The following is a 19043-nucleotide window of genomic DNA, read 5'->3' as shown; positions in this document are numbered from 1 at the left end:
CATGAGCAAGATTGATTTAACTGGCGCGCACGATGCGCTGCTACATGTTCAGGATCTCCGGGTAACGTTCAAGACGCAGGATGGTGATGTGACGGCGGTTAACGACCTGAACTTCACGCTCAATGCGGGTGAAACGCTGGGAATTGTCGGTGAATCTGGATCGGGTAAATCACAGACCGCTTTTGCGTTGATGGGGCTGTTGGCTCGTAATGGCCGTATTGGTGGTTCGGCGCGTTTTCGTGGTAGAGAAATCCTCAATTTACCTGAAAACCAACTGAATAAGCTGCGTGCTGAAGAAATCAGTATGATCTTCCAGGATCCGATGACTTCGCTGAACCCTTACATGCGCGTCGGTGAACAGCTGATGGAAGTGCTGATGCTGCACAAACGCCTGAGCAAAAGCGAAGCGTTTGAAGAATCGGTCAAAATGCTGGACGCGGTCAAAATGCCCGAAGCGCGTAAGCGCATGAAGATGTATCCGCACGAGTTTTCGGGCGGGATGCGTCAGCGCGTGATGATCGCAATGGCGCTGCTGTGTCGGCCGAAACTGCTGATTGCCGATGAACCGACAACGGCACTGGATGTAACGGTTCAGGCGCAGATTATGACGTTGCTGAACGAGCTGAAACGCGAGTTTAATACTGCCATTATTATGATCACTCATGATCTAGGCGTAGTTGCCGGTATTTGTGACAAAGTTCTGGTCATGTACGCCGGGCGGACCATGGAATATGGCGTCGCCCGCGATGTCTTTTATCATCCGAGTCACCCATATTCCGTTGGCCTGCTTAATGCTGTGCCGCGTCTGGATGCAGAGGATGACGTGTTGGCAACCATTCCAGGTAATCCACCGAACTTATTACGCTTGCCAAAAGGGTGCCCGTTCCAACCGCGCTGCCCGTATTCAATGGATGTCTGCCACAGCGCACCTGCGCTGGAGTCTTTTGGTGATGGCCGCTTGCGCGCCTGCTTTAGAGCGATTGAGGAGGTGGTATGAACAACGCGGACGAGAAAAAGGTGTTGTTAGAAGTGGACGATCTGAAAGTTCACTTTGATGTCAGAGATGATAAACAGTGGTTCTGGCAGCCGCCGAAAAAACTGAAAGCGGTCGATGGTGTGACGCTGCGTTTGTACGAAGGTGAAACGCTGGGCGTAGTGGGGGAATCCGGCTGCGGCAAGTCTACGCTGGCACGTGCCATTATTGGGCTGGTAAAAGCGACTGACGGACGCGTCACCTGGTTGGGGAAAGACCTGCTGGGCATGAGCGCCGATGAATGGCGCGCAGCGCGTAGCGATATTCAGATGATATTTCAGGATCCGCTGGCGTCGTTGAACCCGCGTATGACGATTGGCGAGATTATTGCCGAGCCGTTGAAAGTTTATCATCCCGAGTTGGATCGACAAACGGTGAAAGATCGTGTGAAAGCGATGATGCTGAAGGTGGGTCTGCTGCCTAACCTGATTAACCGTTACCCGCATGAATTCTCTGGTGGGCAGTGTCAGCGTATCGGGATCGCACGTGCGCTGATTCTGGAACCGAAGCTGATTATTTGTGATGAACCAGTTTCCGCGCTGGACGTATCGATTCAGGCACAGGTTGTTAACCTGCTGCGTCAACTACAGCGTGAAATGCGTCTGTCGTTGATTTTCATCGCTCATGACTTATCGGTCGTGAAACACATTTCTGACCGCGTGTTGGTGATGTATCTGGGTCATGCCGTAGAACTGGGAACATACGATCAGGTCTATCAAAACCCACAGCATCCGTATACCCGCGCGCTGATGTCTGCGGTGCCAATTCCCGATCCCGATCAGGAACGCAACAAGAAGATACAATTGCTGGAAGGGGATTTGCCGTCACCGATCAATCCGCCATCGGGCTGTGTATTCTGTACTCGCTGCCCGGTTGTCGGCCCTGAGTGCACGAAAACTCGCCCCTTGTTGGAAGGGAGCTTTACGCACGCCGTTTCGTGCCTGAAAGTTGATCCGCAGGCGTTGTTACCCGTGGCAGAAGTAGAACCACAGTAACCTGCTTTATCGGTAACTGATGTAAAAAAGGCGTCTCCTGCGGGAGACGCCTTGCGTTTAGGCGAGATAACTTATTCTTTCCACAGAATGTGGCAAAGTTTGTGGTCTTTTTCCCGGCAAATCAGCACGCGGGCGAAAATATCGGTAATTTCTTCACCATCATTCTCAGCCAGCCCAATCACGACTTCGGCGAAGAAGTCTGGATTCAGGTCGAAATCAACATGCTCAGCCCAGTCTTCCGCGGGGTCAAATAACTCAGCACCGCCGCGCTCTTCGAATTGCAGATTGAACAGCAGAATATCTGCCGGGTCGAGGTTGTCAGCAGCAAGTTCCAAAAAAATATCGTAGGCCTGTTCCAATGCTTCGTCTTCGGTCAGGCGATTATTCAAATCCATAAAGCGATTCCTGTTAAGTCCCAATGGTCTTATTAGAACACGGGAAAACGCGTATTTATAGCAGAGGGCTGAAAAAGTAGAACAGCCGCTCGACGATGCGTTGCCAATAAGGACGGTTTTGCCACTGCGCCGCGTTTAACAGGCGTGAACGGGCGATATAATCTTCCTGCACGCAGGCCAAATCGCTACCGAATCCGGCATCGTCAATCACCAGCGTGATTTCAAAATTCAGCCACAGGCTGCGCATATCAAGATTCACCGTACCGACCAGGCTAAGTTGTCCATCAACTAGCACGCTTTTAGTGTGCAGTAGCCCGTCCTTGAATTGGTAAATCTTTACGCCTGCGGCCAGCAGTTCCGTGAAGAACGCACGGCTGGCCCAGCCGACCAGTACCGAGTCATTCTTGTGCGGAACAATAATGCTGACATCAACACCGCGTTGGGCGGCGGTACAGATGGCGTGCAGAAGGTCATCGCTGGGCACGAAGTAGGGCGTCGTCATGATCAACTGCTTACGAGCCGAATAGACGGAGGTCAGCAGCGCCTGATGAATCATTTCTTCCGGGTAGCCGGGGCCGGAGGCAATAACCTGAATGGTGTGGCCGCTCTCCTGTTCGAATGGCATGACATTCACATCAGGTGGCGGCGGGAGCAGGCGCTTGCCCGTTTCCATTTCCCAGTCGCAGCAGTAAATGATGCCTAGCGTGGTCGCTACCGGGCCTTCAATGCGCGCCATCAGATCAATCCATTGCCCAACTCCTGCATCTTGCTTGAAGAAGCGTGGATCGACCATATTCATGCTGCCGGTATAAGCAATACGGCTGTCGATCAGGATAATTTTACGATGCTGTCGCAAATCCATGCGACGCAGGAATGCACGGAATAGATTCACTTTCAGGGCTTCGACCACTTCTATCCCGGCGGTACGCATGAGCTCGGGATGGTGTTGGCGGAAAAACTGAACGCTGCCAGCCGAGTCCAACAGGATACGGCAATGTACACCACGTCGTGCAGCCGAAATAAGAGAAGAGGTGACTTGCTCGACCAGACCACCGGGTTGCCAGATATAGAACACCATTTCGATGTTGTTACGCGCGAGTTCAATATCACGTAATAACGCTTTAATGGTGTCATCAAATGTGGTCATCAATTGCAACTGATTGCCTTTGACGCCACCAACTCCTTGTCGGCGTTCACAGAGCTGGAATAACGCACTGGCGACTTCACTGTTTTCCGTCGCGAAAATACGGCGATATTCCTTTAATTCACGCAGCCATTTTGCCGTTGATGGCCACATTTTGCTGGCGCGTTCAGCCCGACGTTTGCCGAGATGGAGTTCGCCAAATGAAAGATAAGCGACAATACCGACAAGTGGCAGGATATAAATCACCAGTAGCCAGGCCATCGCAGAAGGTACTGCCCGACGTTTCATCAGAATACGCAAGGTCACACCTGCGATCAGCAACCAGTAGCTAAAAACCAGTAACCAACTTATTACGGTATAAAATGTCGACATAAAAGCAGCATAGTTCCCTTCTGCAAAGAATTAACAAAGTGTACGCATAGATTTATAAAAGAGGAAATGCCTTTCCTCTGAATATCCCCGTCATACTTCAAGCTGCATACGCGTTGACTGTGTTACTCGGTACACTTGCATGTGCCTCACCCTGGCGGGCCAACGCTTTGCGTTGTTCAAAACGTTGACGTTTGTCCCGCAACTCGAATTATTTCGGTTATAAAAGCTATGAATAAGAAGATAATGGCGGAGAGGATGATTCACCGATTGTCGTCACGTATGAGGGGTATATAATGCTCCGCGCGAGTGGATAAACAAGAGTCGCATAATGAAACGCAGTCGGAATGAAGTGGGCCGCTGGCGGATGTTACGTCAGGTCCAACGTAGAAGAAGTCGCTGGTTGGAGGCGCAATCTCGTACTTATCGCCATATTCGCTCTGCCCGTTATTTGCAACAAAAGCACCAACGGCGAGCATTGCTGTATGCGGTAACCTACGACTGGTAAGCCAGTGAGAAAATAGCGACCTGAGGTATGGTCGCTATTTTTTATCGCATAGCGAGTCTCATTTCCTTATCTGCTTATCCCATCACGGGAATGCGCTGTGTCATGTCTTTCTGAGTCCCTATCGGATTCACATCAGCCTCTGTCGAGGGCAGGATAAACAGCGACACCGAGGTATTTAAGCGTTCCGTTTGCTCCAGCAGTGAGGAGAAGGTGTGCGCGGAAGCTTCAACCTGTCCTGCATTTTCTCTCACTGTGTCGTTCAGCGTACTCAGTCGGGCAGTTACTTCATGAATGCTTTCGTTCTGCTGGTGCGATATCTCCGAGATCTCGCTCAGGAACGTGCCAGTGCCTTTCGCCGTTTGAATGATATTCTGTAGGCTGTCATTCAGTTTGTTCACCAGCCGTGTTCCTGCGGTTACGCTGTTGTCCGAATCACGAATCAGCACATTAATATTTTGTGCTGAATGGCTGCTTTGCGAAGCCAGTGTGCCGACTTCGCGTGCGACAACGGCAAAGCCTCGTCCCATCGTTCCTGCTCGTGCTGCTTCAATCGCCGCGTTCAATGACAAGATGTGTGTCTGGAACGCGACGTTCTCAATCATGCCAATGGCTTCTGTCATTTCGCGTGTTCTGCCTGCAATATCTGACATTGCTGCTTTGACGTCATTCATCATTGTTTCACCCTGCGCGGCGATTTTGCTGGTGTCCTCCGCGTGCAAATTAGCCTGTTGGGTATGTTGCGTGTTTTGCTCCAGGTGTTGGCTAAGTTGAATCACGTGTTCAGTCGTGACTTTGAGTTCATGGGATTGGCGATTCGCCTGTTCGGAAAGTCGATGGTTATCTTCAGCCACGCGATCGACCTGCGTAACCATATGATCAACGCCCTGACGAACCTGATTAACCAATGTCACTAAACCTTCCTGCATTTGGAAGACGCTGGTGTTGAGCTGTTCAACTTCGCGTGTACCACGTGTTTCTGTGTTGACTGAATGAGAAAGATCGCCCGCCGCGATCAGCTTTAAATGGGCAATGATGTGCGTCAACGGGCGAATAATGACCCGACTAACGCCAACCCAAACGGCAATGGCAATCGTCAGTAAGAGCCCTAACACCGTGATGAAAATGGTTTTCGCCCGATCGAGTGAGGATAAAAATTGTTGTCCATGCTGCTTTTGCAGCGCATCGGTATCTTGCAGATAGTGTGAATACTTCTGGGTAAAATCGCTTTGATAAGCCTGAACCGGAACAGCAAAGAAAATATCAATCTGATTGGTAGTTTTTATTCCCATGGCTAGCTCGACAAGCCCTGAATAAAGCTGGTTGTAGCTCTTTTTCAGATCGACAAATGCCGCGGTATCAGCTTCTGCCGTCGTGGTCGTTTCCAGTAATTGATAATGTTCTCTTGCCTGTTTTAGAGACACTTCCGCCTCATCCATCAGACTGTGCCAGCTGCCTTCAGACCCGGTTTCTTTGTCTACCAACAGATAAATGCCTGCGCGATTAAGTTTGTCGCTGGCATTCATGACTTCCATCCGCGCTTTATCCATTAACGCTTGTTGCTGACGAAGGCTCTCGTTAGCAGAAATATCCTGCCGAACCTGAGTCATGGTTTGAGAAATGACGCCGATGGAAACCAATTGTAATAAAGAAAATAGCCCAATGATCAATAACAATCCGGAGAGAATACTGAGGCGATGACGGCGGCGGATGGTAGCAACTCCGTTTCGTAAAATCGCAGGCATTAACATGATTGTTGACCCTCTATAGATGAATAGCGGTCAAACTATCACTGTTAAATGACTAAAATATTTCAGCTTTTGGCGGGGAGGTAAGAGGCCATGATTTTGCCCTCTAATCATGACCTGAATCAATATACTCGTCATACTTCAAGTTACATGTGCGTTGGCTTTGCTACTCGGCCCACTCACGTGGACCTCGCCCCGTTGGGGCCAGCGCAAGCGCGGTTCAAAAGCGCCTTGCCGTTCTTGTCCTGAAACTCGAATTATTTAGAGTGTGACCCTTAAAATACTTTTTTATAGGGGTTCACGCTGACATGTTGATAGACACCAGCTGCGATGTAGGGGTCGGCGTCAGCCCATGCCTTTGCTTCATCCAGCGATGCGAACTCAGCGATAATAACTGAGCCGCTAAAGCCAGCCTGACCGGGATCTTCGCTATCAATAGCCGGTAATGGGCCTGCGGTAATCAGCCGCCCTTGATCGCGCAATACCTGTAAACGGGCAAGATGGCCTGGTCTTACCGACAGGCGTTTTGCTAATGAATCAGCATTATCTTCAGCATAAATGACATAGAGCATAGCGACCTCACTGGTAGGAAGGTACCCTCTCTCGTTTGGGATGCCGGGTAGGGATCCCCCGGTGGACAAACGTTATTGGGTAAGAGAAACGTGTTTCCACCATCATACGTGATGTTGTTCGAGGACAATAGGTTGATTTGCCAGACTAATCCCCCCACGATTTCTGTTTTTTTTACAATTCCACGCGTTGTTATTGAATATGATTGCTATTTGCATTTAAACTTGGGCGGCATAAGAGGATAAAGACAGACTATGCCGCAAAAAAAGTTTTTTTTGACCCGCCGTTATTCATGGCCATTCATACTTTCAGTTGGTTTTCACGGTTCACTGATTGCAGGTTTGCTGTACGCATCGTTTAATAATTCAATCGAATTACCGCAGGAATCTAAGCCCATCAGCGTTGTGATGGTTAACCCTGCGGCCTATGAAGCGGCACCTGCTGCCAAATCTGCCCCGGAACCGGAGCCGGTTAAGCAGCCAGAACCTGAACCAGAGCCAATTCCTGAACCGGAACCATTGCCGCAGCCGGTTCCTATGCCATTACCAGAGCCGAAGCCAAAGCCGCCGAAACCTAAACCCGAACCTAAGCCCGTGAAGAAGGTTGAGCAGCCTAAGCCGGTTAAACGTGAGCCGACCGTTGAAAAACAGCCTCCGTCACCGTTTACCAGCGAAGAGCCGACGCGCAATGTGAATAATGCGCCGGTGAAGCAGGCTCCTGCGCCCGCAGCAAGTTCGCAGTCGAGTGGGCCGCGCCCGTTGAGTCGCGCACAGCCTCAGTATCCGGCGCGTGCATTCTCTCTGCGTGTTGAGGGGAGAGTGAAAATGCAGTTTGATGTGGATGAATCTGGACGCGTTGACAACGTTCGAGTGCTTTCTGCCGAACCGCGCAATATGTTCGAGCGTGACATCAAACAGGCGATGCGTAAATGGCGTTACGAAGCGAGCAAGCCGGGCAAAGATCTCGTTGTGACCATCGTCTTTAAAATTGACGGCGGGGCAGCAGTCGAATAATTCACTTCAGTAAAAAAGAAACGGGGTGTCATCTTTGTTTGATGACACCCCGTTTTCGTTAGTTCTATATCTGTTAATTATTCAGGATAGATGATGTCGCCTCTACGCAAAAATAGTGACAGATATTGTTACTCGCTTGGCGTGAAATTGCTTTTACCTGCTGGCAGCTCGCGCGGATGGCCTTCTTCATCGACTGCGACGTAGGTGAATAACGCTTCGGTGGCCCGATAGCGCTGTCCAATCGGCTCAGACGAGACTTTCTTGACCCATACTTCAACGTTGACGTTGATAGAACTACGGCCAGTGCGTAAGCAACGTGCATAGCAACAAACCACATCGCCGACGGCGACAGGTTTTAAGAACGACATTCCATCAACCCGTACGGTAACGACTCGTCCCTCTGCGATTTCTTTTGCCAAAATCGCACCACCAATATCCATTTGCGACATCAACCAGCCGCCAAAAATATCGCCGTTTGCATTCGTATCAGCTGGCATTGCCAGTGTGCGGAGAACCAGTTCGCCCTGTGGTAACACGTTTTGTGTGCTCATTTTGCAATCAGTCAAGTTGGTTAAATTGAATATACCCAGCAGTAGAAACGATCTTGCTGCCGGGCATAGTGTATTTATCAAACAATTTGTATTGCTTCAGCGATTACTGTTGCTCGCTTTTTTCTTCTTCTGATTTCTCTTGGTCGTTAGGTAAATGGCGATAAATATAAACGCCGCAAATCAGCGTAAACAACAGCGTCACACCAGTCAGGCCAAAGACTTTGAAATTAACCCAAACGCTTTGCGGTAGCCAAAAAGCAATATAGATGTTAACTAATCCACACACCAGAAAGAATATGGCCCAGGCGAAATTCAGTTTCCCCCAGACCGGTTGCGGTAAGGTTAACTCTTTCCCCAGCATCTTCTGAATCAGTGTCTGTTTCATGACAAACTGGCTAACCAGCAGGGCAACGGCAAACAAAGCGTAAATGATGGTGACTTTCCACTTGATGAACAGATCATTATGGAATACCAGCGTTAGCGAACCGAAAACGACGACCATCGCAAAGGTGACCAGCGTCATTTTCTCTATTTTGCGATACATCATCCAGGTGACAGCGAGTGACAGCGCCGTTGCCGCAATCAGCGCACCTGATGCGATATAGATGTCATAAAGTTTATAGGCCGCAAAAAAAACGACCAACGGTATAAAATCAAGAAGTTGCTTCATTATGTCAATCCATCACTTAACAGTGTCGTAATCATAACCCGCGAGAGTTATCCGATAGCTCATGCCATTATCCTTTATTGTGGAACTCCATTCCCGAGATATTGCAATAATTTGCAGAAAATTACGATTGGGTAGATAGCGAACGGGGAACTGGCGGAACCTATGCCACCAGAACGGTGACATAGGCAAGGAGCGGCATTTAAGCGCGCAGCAGCATATAAAGGCGGAACAGGTAAATGAGCAGAATTGCGGAGATCAGGTTGCTCAAACCGTTCAGAACCACGGCTAACACGGTGGGTGAGGAGATCGGCAACTTTGAGACGATCAGCAAAATAGCGATTTTAGCCAGCAGCCACATCACGATGGCAGGCGCGGTTGCACGCAGGTTACCGTAGGCGAGTTTCGTGCTTGTTTTAATGGCGCTGAAAATCCCGCTTTTTTCAGTGACCACAATCACGGGTGACAGACTCAATGCAATTGCTAGCAGCACGCCAGGAATGATCAACAGCATCATGCCAAGTTGGATGAGCAGGGTGCACAGCAGAATCAGGAAAAGCAACCGCAATAGAAAAGGCGCGGATGCGCCAATGGCGCGCAGGGCGCTGGTGCGATGTCCATCAGAAACCAACTGGATCAACATCAGAATCCCGCCCGTCAGTAGAACGTTTCCCACTAGCGCAGCAAAGGTGCCTGCCGCCGACATTTTTAGCAACACGGTTTGTTGTTCCGGTGTCATCTGCTGAATCAAGTCCATTAAGCCAGATTCGACAGAAGATGACAGATCGCTACTGGAACTGCTCAGAATCTGTAACTCGTCTCCAGAAGGCGATAGTGCATGATTCAGTATGACAGTAATGAATGCCGTCAACAGTGACATCATTAAAATGCTGATGAACTGGTTGCGGGTAAAATTCATTGTGTCACGGTACAACGTGTTAGCCGTGATAGGCATGCAGGCTCCTTGAAAAAGATAAATCGACAGAAAGAACTTAACTCACGATTGTAACCTGTTAATCCACGCTGTGGCACCCCGTCGACGATGCAATGCTGCTTTTCCCTTCATACAGGATCAATGTGGCATGACTACCACTAGTGATTCACTTTGCCACAGGTGATGCATTTTATGGCTTTATGTCGTTTTTGATCTGGATCAATTCTATTAAATTTAATTGGTTACTGATAAATGATTCGGTTCAATTTGAGCGTAAAATCTTTAAAAGATGTGATCTGGCTTAAAACAAGAATACCTACTTAGGGGTATATTTCGCTCGAAATTTAAACCCTGTAAATGGAGTGGGTAATGAAAAAGGCATCTTTCTTATTATTGGCGGCAGCGTTAATGCCTGCATTCGCGCAGGCTCATCAAGCAGGTGATTTCATCGTTAGGGCGGGATCGGCAACAGTGCGTCCTGCAGAAAGCTCGGATAACGTACTGGGGCTGGGGGAGTTTCAGGTTAGCAACAATACTCAACTGGGCCTGACTTTCAGCTATATGGTGACGGACAATATTGGTGTTGAATTACTCGCCGCAACGCCGTTCAAACACAAAGTTGGTACACCAGGTACTGGCACTATTGCGGAAGTTAAACACCTGCCACCATCACTGGTTGCACAGTACTATTTTGGTGATGCTCAGGATAAATTACGTCCCTATTTGGGCGTTGGTTTGAACTACACCCTGTTCTTCGATGAGAAATTTAATGAAACGGGAACAAATGCTGGGTTGAGCGACCTCAGCCTTAAAAATTCCTGGGGTCTTGCTGCGCAGGCTGGGTTGGATTACAACCTGGATAAAAATTGGCTGCTCAATATGTCTGTCTGGTGGATGGATATAGATACCGATGTGAAATTTAAAGCCGGTAACGATCAGCAAAGTATTCATACTAAACTTGATCCGTGGGCCTTTATGTTTGGTGTGGGCTATCGCTTCTGATTTGATTGTTAAATATGAAGAATAAAAAACGGCGAAGTTATTCACTTCGCCGTTTTTATAGACAGGAAATAACAAACCAATAAAGAAACGCTATTTACTATTGAATCTATTTTCTAAATGGTGTTAGCCATTAGAAATTGTATTGTACACCAACGCGGTAGCGAGTTTGACGTTCGTCAGTTGTTGTACTGCCTTTGACGTTACCGACCTGAGCGTAAGGTGTCCAGTTTTTGTCCACTTTGTAAGCCAGTTTAATGTCATGGCTAATTTCATAATTTTCGTTGTCAGCCAAATACCAAGTCGCGCCTGCTTTGTTGTTTTTGTTGTATTCGAGTTCGTATTCAATAGTGAAGTTGGCTGGCAGTTTATAACCCAGCGTACTGGTAATGGTATAGCCCGTGATATCGGTAGGGTTTGTCACGCTTGACTTGCCAATGTCACCACTGACGCGAAGGTAGGATGCACGATAGCGCAGGCCATAGTACAGCGAATCAGTAATATTCGCGGTTCCTTTAATGTAAGGACGATAGTTATTGCTAGTGGAATTGGAAACCATATTCAGGCCGCCTTCCAGACCAAAAGTTTTATCAAACTTATACAGGTAGCTAGCAGTAACTTCTGTACCATTGCTCACTGTTTCGTTATACGGTTTATTTGGCGTCTTATCAGCGCTAGATTGCGCCCATTTGGCTTCCATGGACAGGCCAAAACCGTTGTCAAAACGGTGGGACATCAGCAGGCGATCTTTATGATCGTTTTTTGCCGTATCCTGCATTTCATGACGATAGTCAATCGTAACAGCCATGGAGCTTAAGCTGATTAAGGAAGTTACCATCATCGTCAATATTTTAGCTTTCATTTTATTATCCCAAGTCAAAGAGAATTATTATTTAAAAACGCGCTGCCACTTTTGTTCAGCGACTCCATTCTATTTATTCTATCTTACAGTAATGTGAACAAGATCTTCAAAAAGAGAAAATTTTAAATGATCTCAATTATGTGATTTTCTTCGTGTTTTATTCGCGGGATTTATGCGGTTTAAAAATTAATGATTATTTGATTTATTTCTGTAAGACGGGATTAAATAATTATTTCAATTTGAAAATATTTCTTACAATTATAATGAGTTAGACATGAAATAATAATTGAAGATATTTTATTTTGATTAATTTTGAAATGATTTGAAACATTATTCGGCGCGCGACATCGCTTGTATTAAGCATAAATCGCGCGCCTGAAAAGTGTTATGAACGCGTAGCCGCTTTCATTTCACTCACAAAGGCGTGTAACTCTGACAGCATTACATCGGGCTGGTTCAGGTTTTTTTCGATAATCCGTACGATCGCAGAGCCAGAAATGGCCCCCGCGGCACCTGATGCTAATGTTTCTCGCACTTGGGAAGGGTCAGAAATGCCAAATCCCTGTAGCGGTGGTGCGGCATGATACTCATTCAGTTTGGCAACCAGATGATTCAGCGGCAACTGAGCACGCTTTTCTGCCCCGGTCACACCTGCGCGCGAAACCAGATAGGTATAGCCACGACCATAAGAGGCGATCTCGCGCAGCAACTCATCGTCAGCATTGGGTGGGCAGATAAAGATAGGTGCAATACCGTGTCGTAGCGCTGCTGTACGGAAAGCGGCTGACTCTACCACCGGAACATCCGCCACTAAAACCGAATCGACGCCAACCTCGGCACAACGCTGATAAAATTCATCAATACCGTTGCTGAAGACCAGATTGGCATACATCAGCAGGCCAATCGGGATTTCTGGGTATTTCTGACGTATGGTCGCCAACATTTCGAAGCATTGTCCCGGCGTAACGCCTGCGGCAAAGGCACGTAAGTTGGCGTCCTGAATCGTTGGGCCATCGGCTAGCGGATCAGAGAAGGGCACACCTAGCTCGAGTGCGTCGGCACCTGCGGCGATCAGCGTATCGATAATCTTCAGTGACTGCTCAGGGGATGGATCGCCCAGCGTGACAAAGGGGACGAACGCGCCTTCTTTATTTTCTGACAGGCGTGTAAACAGCTGTTGATAGCGTTCCATTAGATTTCTCCCCGATCTTTCAAAATATCATGCACGGTAAAGATGTCTTTATCACCACGACCGGACAGGTTGACCACCAGCAGTTGCTCTTTCTCCGGCTCCGCTTTGATCATCTTCAAGGCGTGTGCCAACGCGTGGGATGATTCCAGCGCAGGTATAATGCCTTCACCACGGCAGAGTGCTTTGAAAGCATCCAGCGCTTCATCATCGGTAATCGAGACATAGTCGGCACGACCGATGCTGTTCAGGTAGGCGTGCTGCGGGCCGACGGATGGGAAATCCAGTCCGGCGGAAATAGAGTAGGACTCTTCAATTTGTCCGTCTGACGTTTGCATCATCGGCGACTTCATGCCGAAATAGATACCGACGCGGCCATGTTTTAACGGCGCACCGTGCTGCCCGGATTCAATGCCTAAGCCGCCAGGTTCAATGCCGATCAGACGGACGTCAGTATCGTCGATGAAATCAGCGAACATCCCAATGGCATTAGATCCACCGCCGACACAGGCCAGCACCGCATCTGGCAAGCGACCTTCTTTTTCCAGAATCTGCGCTTTCGTCTCTTCGCCAATCATGCGTTGGAATTCGCGTACGATAGTCGGGTAAGGGTGCGGGCCTGCCGCCGTTCCCAGTAGGTAGTGTGCCGTTTCATAGCTGCCAGACCAGTCACGCAGCGCTTCGTTACAAGCATCTTTCAGCGTGGAGGAACCGCTATGAACTGGAATCACTTCGGCGCCCATAAGACGCATGCGGAATACGTTTGGCGACTGACGCTCAACGTCTTTTGCTCCCATATAAACGCGGCATTTCAGACCGAGCAGTGCACAAGCCAGCGCCGTCGCGACGCCATGTTGGCCCGCACCGGTTTCAGCAATGATTTCGCTTTTACCCATGCGCTTAGCTAGCAATGCCTGTCCAAGCACCTGATTGGTTTTGTGCGCACCGCCGTGCAGCAGATCTTCGCGTTTCAGGTACAGCTTGGTTTTCGTCCCTGCCGTCAGGTTTTGGCACAGGGTTAATGCTGTTGGGCGACCCGCATAATTTTTTAGCAGATCGGTAAATTCGGCCTGAAACTCAGGATCTTTTTGTGCGCTGACGAAAGCCTCTTCCAACTGACGTAACGCTGGGATGAGGATCTGCGGAACAAATTGTCCGCCGAATTCACCGAAGTAAGGGTTGAGTAATGTCATGATTTTCCCGTCTGTTTTAGTGTTGCGGCTGATGTAACGTTGCAAAAACCGCAGCAATTTTATGTGAATCTTTTTTTCCCGGTTCGCTTTCTACCCCGGAATTGAAATCAAGCCCTGCGCAACCTTGCTGTGCCGCCAGGGCGCAGTTATCGCTATTCAGGCCACCGGCTAACAACACGTTATCCAGTGGCTGATGGGTCAGCAACGACCAGTTGAACGTTTTACCGCTGCCGCCCTGAGCGTTGTCAAATACGTAGCGATCGACATTAGTGAGATTACGTTCAGGCAGTACATCTGCGATGCTCAGCGCTTTCCAAATCTGGCACGCCGCCGGTAATTGCAGGCGTAACTGGTTGATTGTCTGCTGATCTTCATCGCCGTGTAGCTGAACGGCCGCTAACCCTAACTGCGTTGTGATAGCAACGATGTGTTCGACGGGCGCATTGCGGAAAACACCGACATAGCGCAGTGGAGCACCTGTGATAACGTTGGCGGCTTGTTTGGCATCAACATAGCGTGGAGAACTGGCGACGAAGATTAATCCGCCATAGAGTGCTCCGGCTTGATAGGCCGCCAGCGCATCTGTCGCGCGCGTCAGGCCGCAGACTTTGTTCTCACCAAGAATGACGCGGCGTACCGCCCCGTTCAGGTCCGGCTCGGACATTAGCGAGCTACCGATCAAGAACCCATGAGCAAATGCGCTGAGTTCACGAATCTGTGCATGGCGGTTGATGCCGGATTCACTGATCACGGTTACGCCAGCAGGCAGACGCGGTGCAAGCGTTCTGGTACGGTTGAGATCAATGGAGAGATCGCGCAGGTCGCGGTTGTTGATCCCGACGACGCGAGCTTCGAGCTGAATGGCACGCTGTAGCTCTTCTTCATTACTGACTTCCGTCAACACACCCAGTTTCAGACTGTGCGCCACCTCGGCCAGTTGCTGATACTGCTCATCGTCCAGCACGGACAGCATCAGCAGAATGGCATCGGCCTGATAGTAACGTGCCAGATAGATCTGGTAGGGCGAAATAATAAAGTCTTTGCACAACACCGGCTGATGTACTGCTGCACTGACCTGTGGCAGAAAGGCAAAGTCGCCCTGAAAATATTTCTCGTCGGTCAACACAGAAATAGCAGACGCATAATCCTTATAGACCTGAGCAATGGCTACCGGGTCAAAATCGTCGCGAATTAATCCCTTCGATGGCGACGCCTTTTTGCATTCCAGAATAAAAGCGGGTTTATCCTGCTTCAGCGCCTGATAAAAGTCACGCTGACTGGGGACGATCTCATGTTGAAAAGAGGCCAGCGGCTGTGCTTTCTCGCGTTCCGCAACCCAGAGCGCTTTATCACGCACAATTTTATGTAATACGGTTTCCTGCATGGTTCCATTATCCTCTGGCGGACAGGGCGATAACGCGCTGATAAGCCTGACCGCTATGAATGACTTCAAGTGCCTGTTGCGCATTCTGGCGCAGATCTTCTTGTCCGAACAATCTCAGAAGCAACGCAACATTGGCGGCAACCGCAGCGGCGTGCGCGCGTTCACCTTTACCTTGTAGCAGCGACGCGAGAATGTCACGATTTTCTTCCGGCGTACCGCCTTGTAATGCCGACAGCGGATATGCCTCCAGACCGAAATCGCGATGTGTCAGTTCGTAGGTTTCGATCTTGCCGTTATTTAATTCTGCAACCTGTGTTGGTGCATGAATGGCGACTTCATCCATCCCGCCGCCGTGTACGACAGCCGCACGCTGGTAGCCCAGCACTTTCAACGTTTCGGCGATAGGACGGACTAGCTCGGGGCTATACACGCCAATCAGCGCCAGCGGTGGACGTGCCGGGTTAACCAACGGTCCCAGCACGTTGAAGACGGTGCGCGTTTTAAGCTGCTGACGCACCGGCATGGCATGGCGGAAACCTAAATGATATTGCGGAGCAAAGAGGAAACATACACCCAAATCGTCCAGCGCCTGACGTGAATCCTGCGCGCTCATATCCAGTTTAATGCCGAAAGCAGAAAGCAGGTCGGACGAACCGGAACGGCTGGAGACGCTACGGTTGCCGTGCTTGGCGATTTTCAGACCACAACTGGCGGCAACGAATGCACTGGCGGTTGATATGTTGATGCTGTTCGTGCCGTCACCGCCTGTGCCGACGATATCGGCAAATAAATAGTCAGGGCGTGGAAACGGCTGCGCATCGGCCAGTAATGCCGTGGCGGCACCCGCAATTTCATCGGGATGCTCGCCGCGTACTTTCATGCTAATCAACGCCGCTGCCAGTTGGCTGGCTTCCAGTTCACCGCGGATAATTGCGCCAAACAGCGCCTGGCTTTCCTGACGGCTGATACTTTCCGCGCGATATAATTTTTCCAGTATATTTTGCATGACAAATACATCCTGAGCAGTAGACGGTTCCCGGGTCTTAGAAGATTGTTGCGTAGAAGACAGTTGCATCATCGTATCCCTCGTTAAGCCAGCGCCCAATCCAGCGTTTGTTCCAGTAGTCGAGCGCCATGTGTGGTCAGGATCGACTCAGGATGGAATTGAAAACCGCAGACGCGATCCGCATCGTTACGCACGGCCATCACCATCGTGTTGAAGTGTGCGTTAATGGTCAGCGTAGAAGGAATGTTGCTGCCAACCAATGAGTGGTAACGGGCAACCGGTAATGGGTGCGGCAAGCCGCTAAACATGCCGCTTGCATCATGGTCAATGGCTGAGGCTTTACCATGCAGGATTTCACCCGCTTGACCGACATGCCCACCGTAGGCTTCCACGATGGCCTGATGGCCGAGACAAATACCAATAATCGGCAACTGACCGCGCAGGCGTTGTAGCAGTTCCGGCATACAGCCTGCTTCTGCTGGTGTTCCAGGGCCAGGAGAGAGCATTAGAATCGGTTTTTCCATCTGCTGTAACCGCGCGATGATGACATTGGCAGGCAAATGGTTACGGTAAATCACGACCTGATGGCCGCTGGCACGCAGTTGATCCACTAGGTTGTAGGTGAATGAGTCGATATTATCGAGCAGCAGGATGTCGGCCATCAGAAGATCTCCTTTGCATGATGTGCACTGGCAATGGCTCGCAGCACTGCGCGGGCTTTATTGCGTGTTTCGTCGGCTTCGGCCTGAGGATTAGAATCCAGAACAACCCCTGCACCTGCCTGAACGGTGGCAATACCGTCCTCGACATAGGCGGAGCGAATGACGATGCAGGTATCCAGATCGCCGTGGGCGGTGAAATAACCCACTGCGCCGCCGTAGCTGCCGCGCCGGGTTTTCTCACTTTCTGCAATCAACTGCATTGCCCGGACTTTCGGTGCGCCGCTCAGCGTGCCCATATTCATGCAGGCTCGGTAGGCGTGCAGGACATCCAGATCTTCACGCAAGGTGCCAACGACGCGGGAAACCAGATGCATGACAAAGGAATAGCGATCAACTTTGGTCAGATCAGCAACGTAACGGCTGCCTGGCTGACAGATGCGCGCCAGATCGTTACGGGCTAAATCCACCAACATCAGATGCTCAGCCAGCTCTTTATGGTCGGTACGCATTTCCAGCTCAATACGGCTATCAAGATCGCGATCCAGTGAGCCATCAGCCTTGCGTCCGCGTGGACGGGTGCCGGCAATGGGATAGATTTCGATTTGGCGGCTGTCGGCATCGTATTTCAGCGAACTTTCCGGTGAGGCCCCGAACAGCGTGAAATCCTGATCCTGCATGTAAAACATGTAAGGGCTTGGATTGTTATCTTTCAACGTTTGGTAGGCCGCAAGCGGAGAAGGGCATGGCAGAGAGAAACGACGCGACGGCACGACCTGAAAAATTTCACCGATGCGGATGGCTTCCTGCATTTGACTGACAACTTCACCGAAGGCCTCATCGCTCTGGTTACAGTTCAGCGTCATATCTTCGATGGACTGACGCGGCAGCGCGGGAGCTGGTTGGGTGAGCTGAGATTGTAATTGCTCCAGACGCTGTTGCAGACGCTGCTTTTCGCTGTTCTTTGGCGTAAACAGGCTGGCTTGCAGGGCGGTCACACGTTTTTGGTGGTCAAGCACCAGCAGGGTTTCGGCCAGATAGAAGCAAAAATCCGGGCAACGCTGCTGCTGGCTCAGCTCGGGCAATTCTTCAAATCCAGCGACCAGATCGTAAGCAAACAGGCCACCGAGGAACATGGCTTCACGCTCGTCTGTCGGGCAGATAACCAGCGTCAGAATTTGGCGTAAAGCATCAAACACGGACAGTGAACGCAGGCGAGCATCTTCATCCTGCATGGCATCTGCCAGTGGAAAGGTGAGTTCACGACCGTTCGGACGCGGTTGATTGATAATCTCCGCAGGTAGGGCGGCATCCAGGAGCGGCAGCAGGCTGGCACCGTTTGCCGTTAATGCCTGAATAGAAACCTGTTGGCCGAGTGCGGTGATGCGCAGTGCGCTATCAATGATTAACAGGCTTTTCAGGTTTTCCTTGCTGTCGATTTCAGCTGACTCTAGCAGCAACGTGGCAGGTCTTGCACCGCAGAGCTGATGGAAGATGGCGCTAGGGTCGTTACGGTAAACGGCCTCAATACGCAGCAGTTCCAGTGTTGGTCGTGTTGTTTGCATTCTTGCTACCCGTTTAATGTTGTGCCCATCAAATAAAAAACCCGCTTAGTTAAGCGGGTCTGGGAATATCTGCATGTGTGATAACAGCGATGCGTGATTAGTCCACCCGCGATAGGGAAGAGCGCCACCAACCATGCTTCATCATTTTCTGCGTTGCCATTATCATCATCTCGCTGTTTGTGTACTGAGCAATGTCTGCGTGCTGAGCTTGTGTACTAGTTAACTGGTTCGGTGATGAAATGTCAACACCTTCAATAGGATT

The 19043-nt window shown here is 50.0% G+C and carries 17 protein-coding genes, 2 pseudogenes and 1 other annotated feature; of the genes and pseudogenes, 5 read left to right on the top strand and 14 right to left on the bottom strand.

Going from position 1 to position 19043, the window contains the following annotated elements; genetic code table 11:
- Position 1: 1 nt before the first annotated feature.
- The gene (gene oppD / locus CLR69_RS05285) at positions 2 to 997 is read left to right on the top strand and encodes an ABC transporter ATP-binding protein (protein ID WP_129707838.1); all 996 of its coding nucleotides are present in this window, start codon (positions 2 to 4) and stop codon (positions 995 to 997) included.
- Positions 994 to 2028: a murein tripeptide/oligopeptide ABC transporter ATP binding protein OppF gene (gene oppF, locus CLR69_RS05280; RefSeq protein WP_129707841.1), complete on the top strand. Its 1035-nt coding sequence runs from the start codon at positions 994 to 996 to the stop codon at positions 2026 to 2028. The genes oppD and oppF overlap by 4 nt, the downstream gene beginning before the upstream one ends.
- A gap of 71 nt (positions 2029 to 2099) precedes the next feature.
- Here the strand turns inward: oppF and CLR69_RS05275 are convergent, their stop codons facing one another.
- Positions 2100 to 2423, bottom strand: coding sequence for an HI1450 family dsDNA-mimic protein (locus tag CLR69_RS05275; protein ID WP_039300020.1), 324 nt, complete (start codon positions 2421 to 2423; stop codon positions 2100 to 2102).
- A 55-nt stretch (positions 2424 to 2478) separates the two neighbouring features.
- Positions 2479 to 3939: a cardiolipin synthase gene (cls, locus tag CLR69_RS05270; protein ID WP_129707844.1), complete on the bottom strand. Its 1461-nt coding sequence runs from the start codon at positions 3937 to 3939 to the stop codon at positions 2479 to 2481.
- 328 nt (positions 3940 to 4267) lie between these two features.
- Between cls and CLR69_RS05265 the strand changes: the two genes are divergently transcribed.
- Complete coding sequence (locus CLR69_RS05265; RefSeq protein WP_129707847.1) at positions 4268 to 4444, top strand: YciY family protein; 177 nt, start codon at positions 4268 to 4270, stop codon at positions 4442 to 4444.
- Between the two features lie 74 nt (positions 4445 to 4518).
- Here the strand turns inward: CLR69_RS05265 and CLR69_RS05260 are convergent, their stop codons facing one another.
- Both CLR69_RS05260 and CLR69_RS05255 read right to left on the bottom strand, forming a co-directional pair.
- Positions 4519 to 6192, bottom strand: coding sequence for a Tar ligand binding domain-containing protein (locus tag CLR69_RS05260; RefSeq protein ID WP_129711275.1), 1674 nt, complete (start codon positions 6190 to 6192; stop codon positions 4519 to 4521).
- Positions 6193 to 6464: 272 nt separating this feature from the next.
- Positions 6465 to 6761 (bottom strand): YciI family protein, encoded by a 297-nt coding sequence (locus CLR69_RS05255; RefSeq protein ID WP_129711274.1) that lies wholly within the window; start codon positions 6759 to 6761, stop codon positions 6465 to 6467.
- 252 nt (positions 6762 to 7013) lie between these two features.
- On the opposite strand from CLR69_RS05255, the gene tonB reads away from it, so the two are divergent.
- The gene (gene tonB / locus CLR69_RS05250; protein ID WP_129707857.1) at positions 7014 to 7772 is read left to right on the top strand and encodes a TonB system transport protein TonB; all 759 of its coding nucleotides are present in this window, start codon (positions 7014 to 7016) and stop codon (positions 7770 to 7772) included.
- 128 nt (positions 7773 to 7900) lie between these two features.
- On the opposite strand, the gene yciA is transcribed toward tonB, so the two are convergent.
- The 3 genes from yciA to CLR69_RS05235 all read right to left on the bottom strand — a co-directional run bounded on the left by yciA (position 7901) and on the right by CLR69_RS05235 (position 9945).
- The gene (gene yciA / locus CLR69_RS05245; RefSeq protein ID WP_010275288.1) at positions 7901 to 8323 is read right to left on the bottom strand and encodes an acyl-CoA thioester hydrolase YciA; all 423 of its coding nucleotides are present in this window, start codon (positions 8321 to 8323) and stop codon (positions 7901 to 7903) included.
- A 103-nt stretch (positions 8324 to 8426) separates the two neighbouring features.
- Entirely contained in the window at positions 8427 to 8993 is a 567-nt protein-coding gene (locus tag CLR69_RS05240) for a septation protein A (protein WP_129707860.1), read from the bottom strand.
- Positions 8994 to 9192: 199 nt separating this feature from the next.
- On the bottom strand, positions 9193 to 9945 hold the full coding sequence (locus CLR69_RS05235) for a YciC family protein (protein WP_129707863.1): 753 nt from the start codon (positions 9943 to 9945) through the stop codon (positions 9193 to 9195).
- Positions 9946 to 10293: 348 nt separating this feature from the next.
- Here CLR69_RS05235 and ompW point away from each other — a divergent pair, with 348 nt between their 5' ends.
- Positions 10294 to 10926, top strand: coding sequence for an outer membrane protein OmpW (gene ompW, locus CLR69_RS05230; RefSeq protein WP_129711273.1), 633 nt, complete (start codon positions 10294 to 10296; stop codon positions 10924 to 10926).
- 130 nt (positions 10927 to 11056) lie between these two features.
- Here the strand turns inward: ompW and CLR69_RS05225 are convergent, their stop codons facing one another.
- The 7 genes and pseudogenes from CLR69_RS05225 to CLR69_RS05195 all read right to left on the bottom strand — a co-directional run bounded on the left by CLR69_RS05225 (position 11057) and on the right by CLR69_RS05195 (position 18781).
- Positions 11057 to 11785, bottom strand: coding sequence for an oligogalacturonate-specific porin KdgM family protein (locus CLR69_RS05225; protein ID WP_129707869.1), 729 nt, complete (start codon positions 11783 to 11785; stop codon positions 11057 to 11059).
- Positions 11786 to 12170: 385 nt separating this feature from the next.
- Complete coding sequence (gene trpA, locus CLR69_RS05220; protein ID WP_129711272.1) at positions 12171 to 12977, bottom strand: tryptophan synthase subunit alpha; 807 nt, start codon at positions 12975 to 12977, stop codon at positions 12171 to 12173.
- Entirely contained in the window at positions 12977 to 14170 is a 1194-nt protein-coding gene (trpB, locus tag CLR69_RS05215) for a tryptophan synthase subunit beta (RefSeq protein WP_025919071.1), read from the bottom strand. Before trpB ends, trpA begins: the two co-directional genes overlap by 1 nt.
- A 13-nt stretch (positions 14171 to 14183) precedes the next feature.
- Positions 14184 to 15551: a bifunctional indole-3-glycerol-phosphate synthase TrpC/phosphoribosylanthranilate isomerase TrpF gene (trpCF, locus tag CLR69_RS05210; RefSeq protein ID WP_129711271.1), complete on the bottom strand. Its 1368-nt coding sequence runs from the start codon at positions 15549 to 15551 to the stop codon at positions 14184 to 14186.
- Positions 15552 to 15558: 7 nt separating this feature from the next.
- Positions 15559 to 16554: pseudogene (gene trpD, locus CLR69_RS05205) on the bottom strand (anthranilate phosphoribosyltransferase); the annotation flags it as partial.
- 93 nt (positions 16555 to 16647) lie between these two features.
- A pseudogene (locus tag CLR69_RS05200) lies at positions 16648 to 17219 on the bottom strand (glutamine amidotransferase-related protein); the annotation flags it as partial.
- Positions 17219 to 18781: an anthranilate synthase component 1 gene (locus CLR69_RS05195; RefSeq protein ID WP_129711269.1), complete on the bottom strand. Its 1563-nt coding sequence runs from the start codon at positions 18779 to 18781 to the stop codon at positions 17219 to 17221. The pseudogene CLR69_RS05200 and the gene CLR69_RS05195, both read right to left, overlap by 1 nt.
- Positions 18782 to 18812: 31 nt before the next feature.
- Positions 18813 to 18917 (bottom strand) — a sequence feature (Trp leader region).
- Positions 18918 to 19043: the final 126 nt, after the last annotated feature.

The organism is Pectobacterium zantedeschiae (assembly GCF_004137795.1).
Taxonomy (GTDB): Bacteria; Pseudomonadota; Gammaproteobacteria; order Enterobacterales; family Enterobacteriaceae; genus Pectobacterium; species Pectobacterium zantedeschiae.
This window is presented reverse-complemented; position numbering and strand designations above follow the sequence as displayed.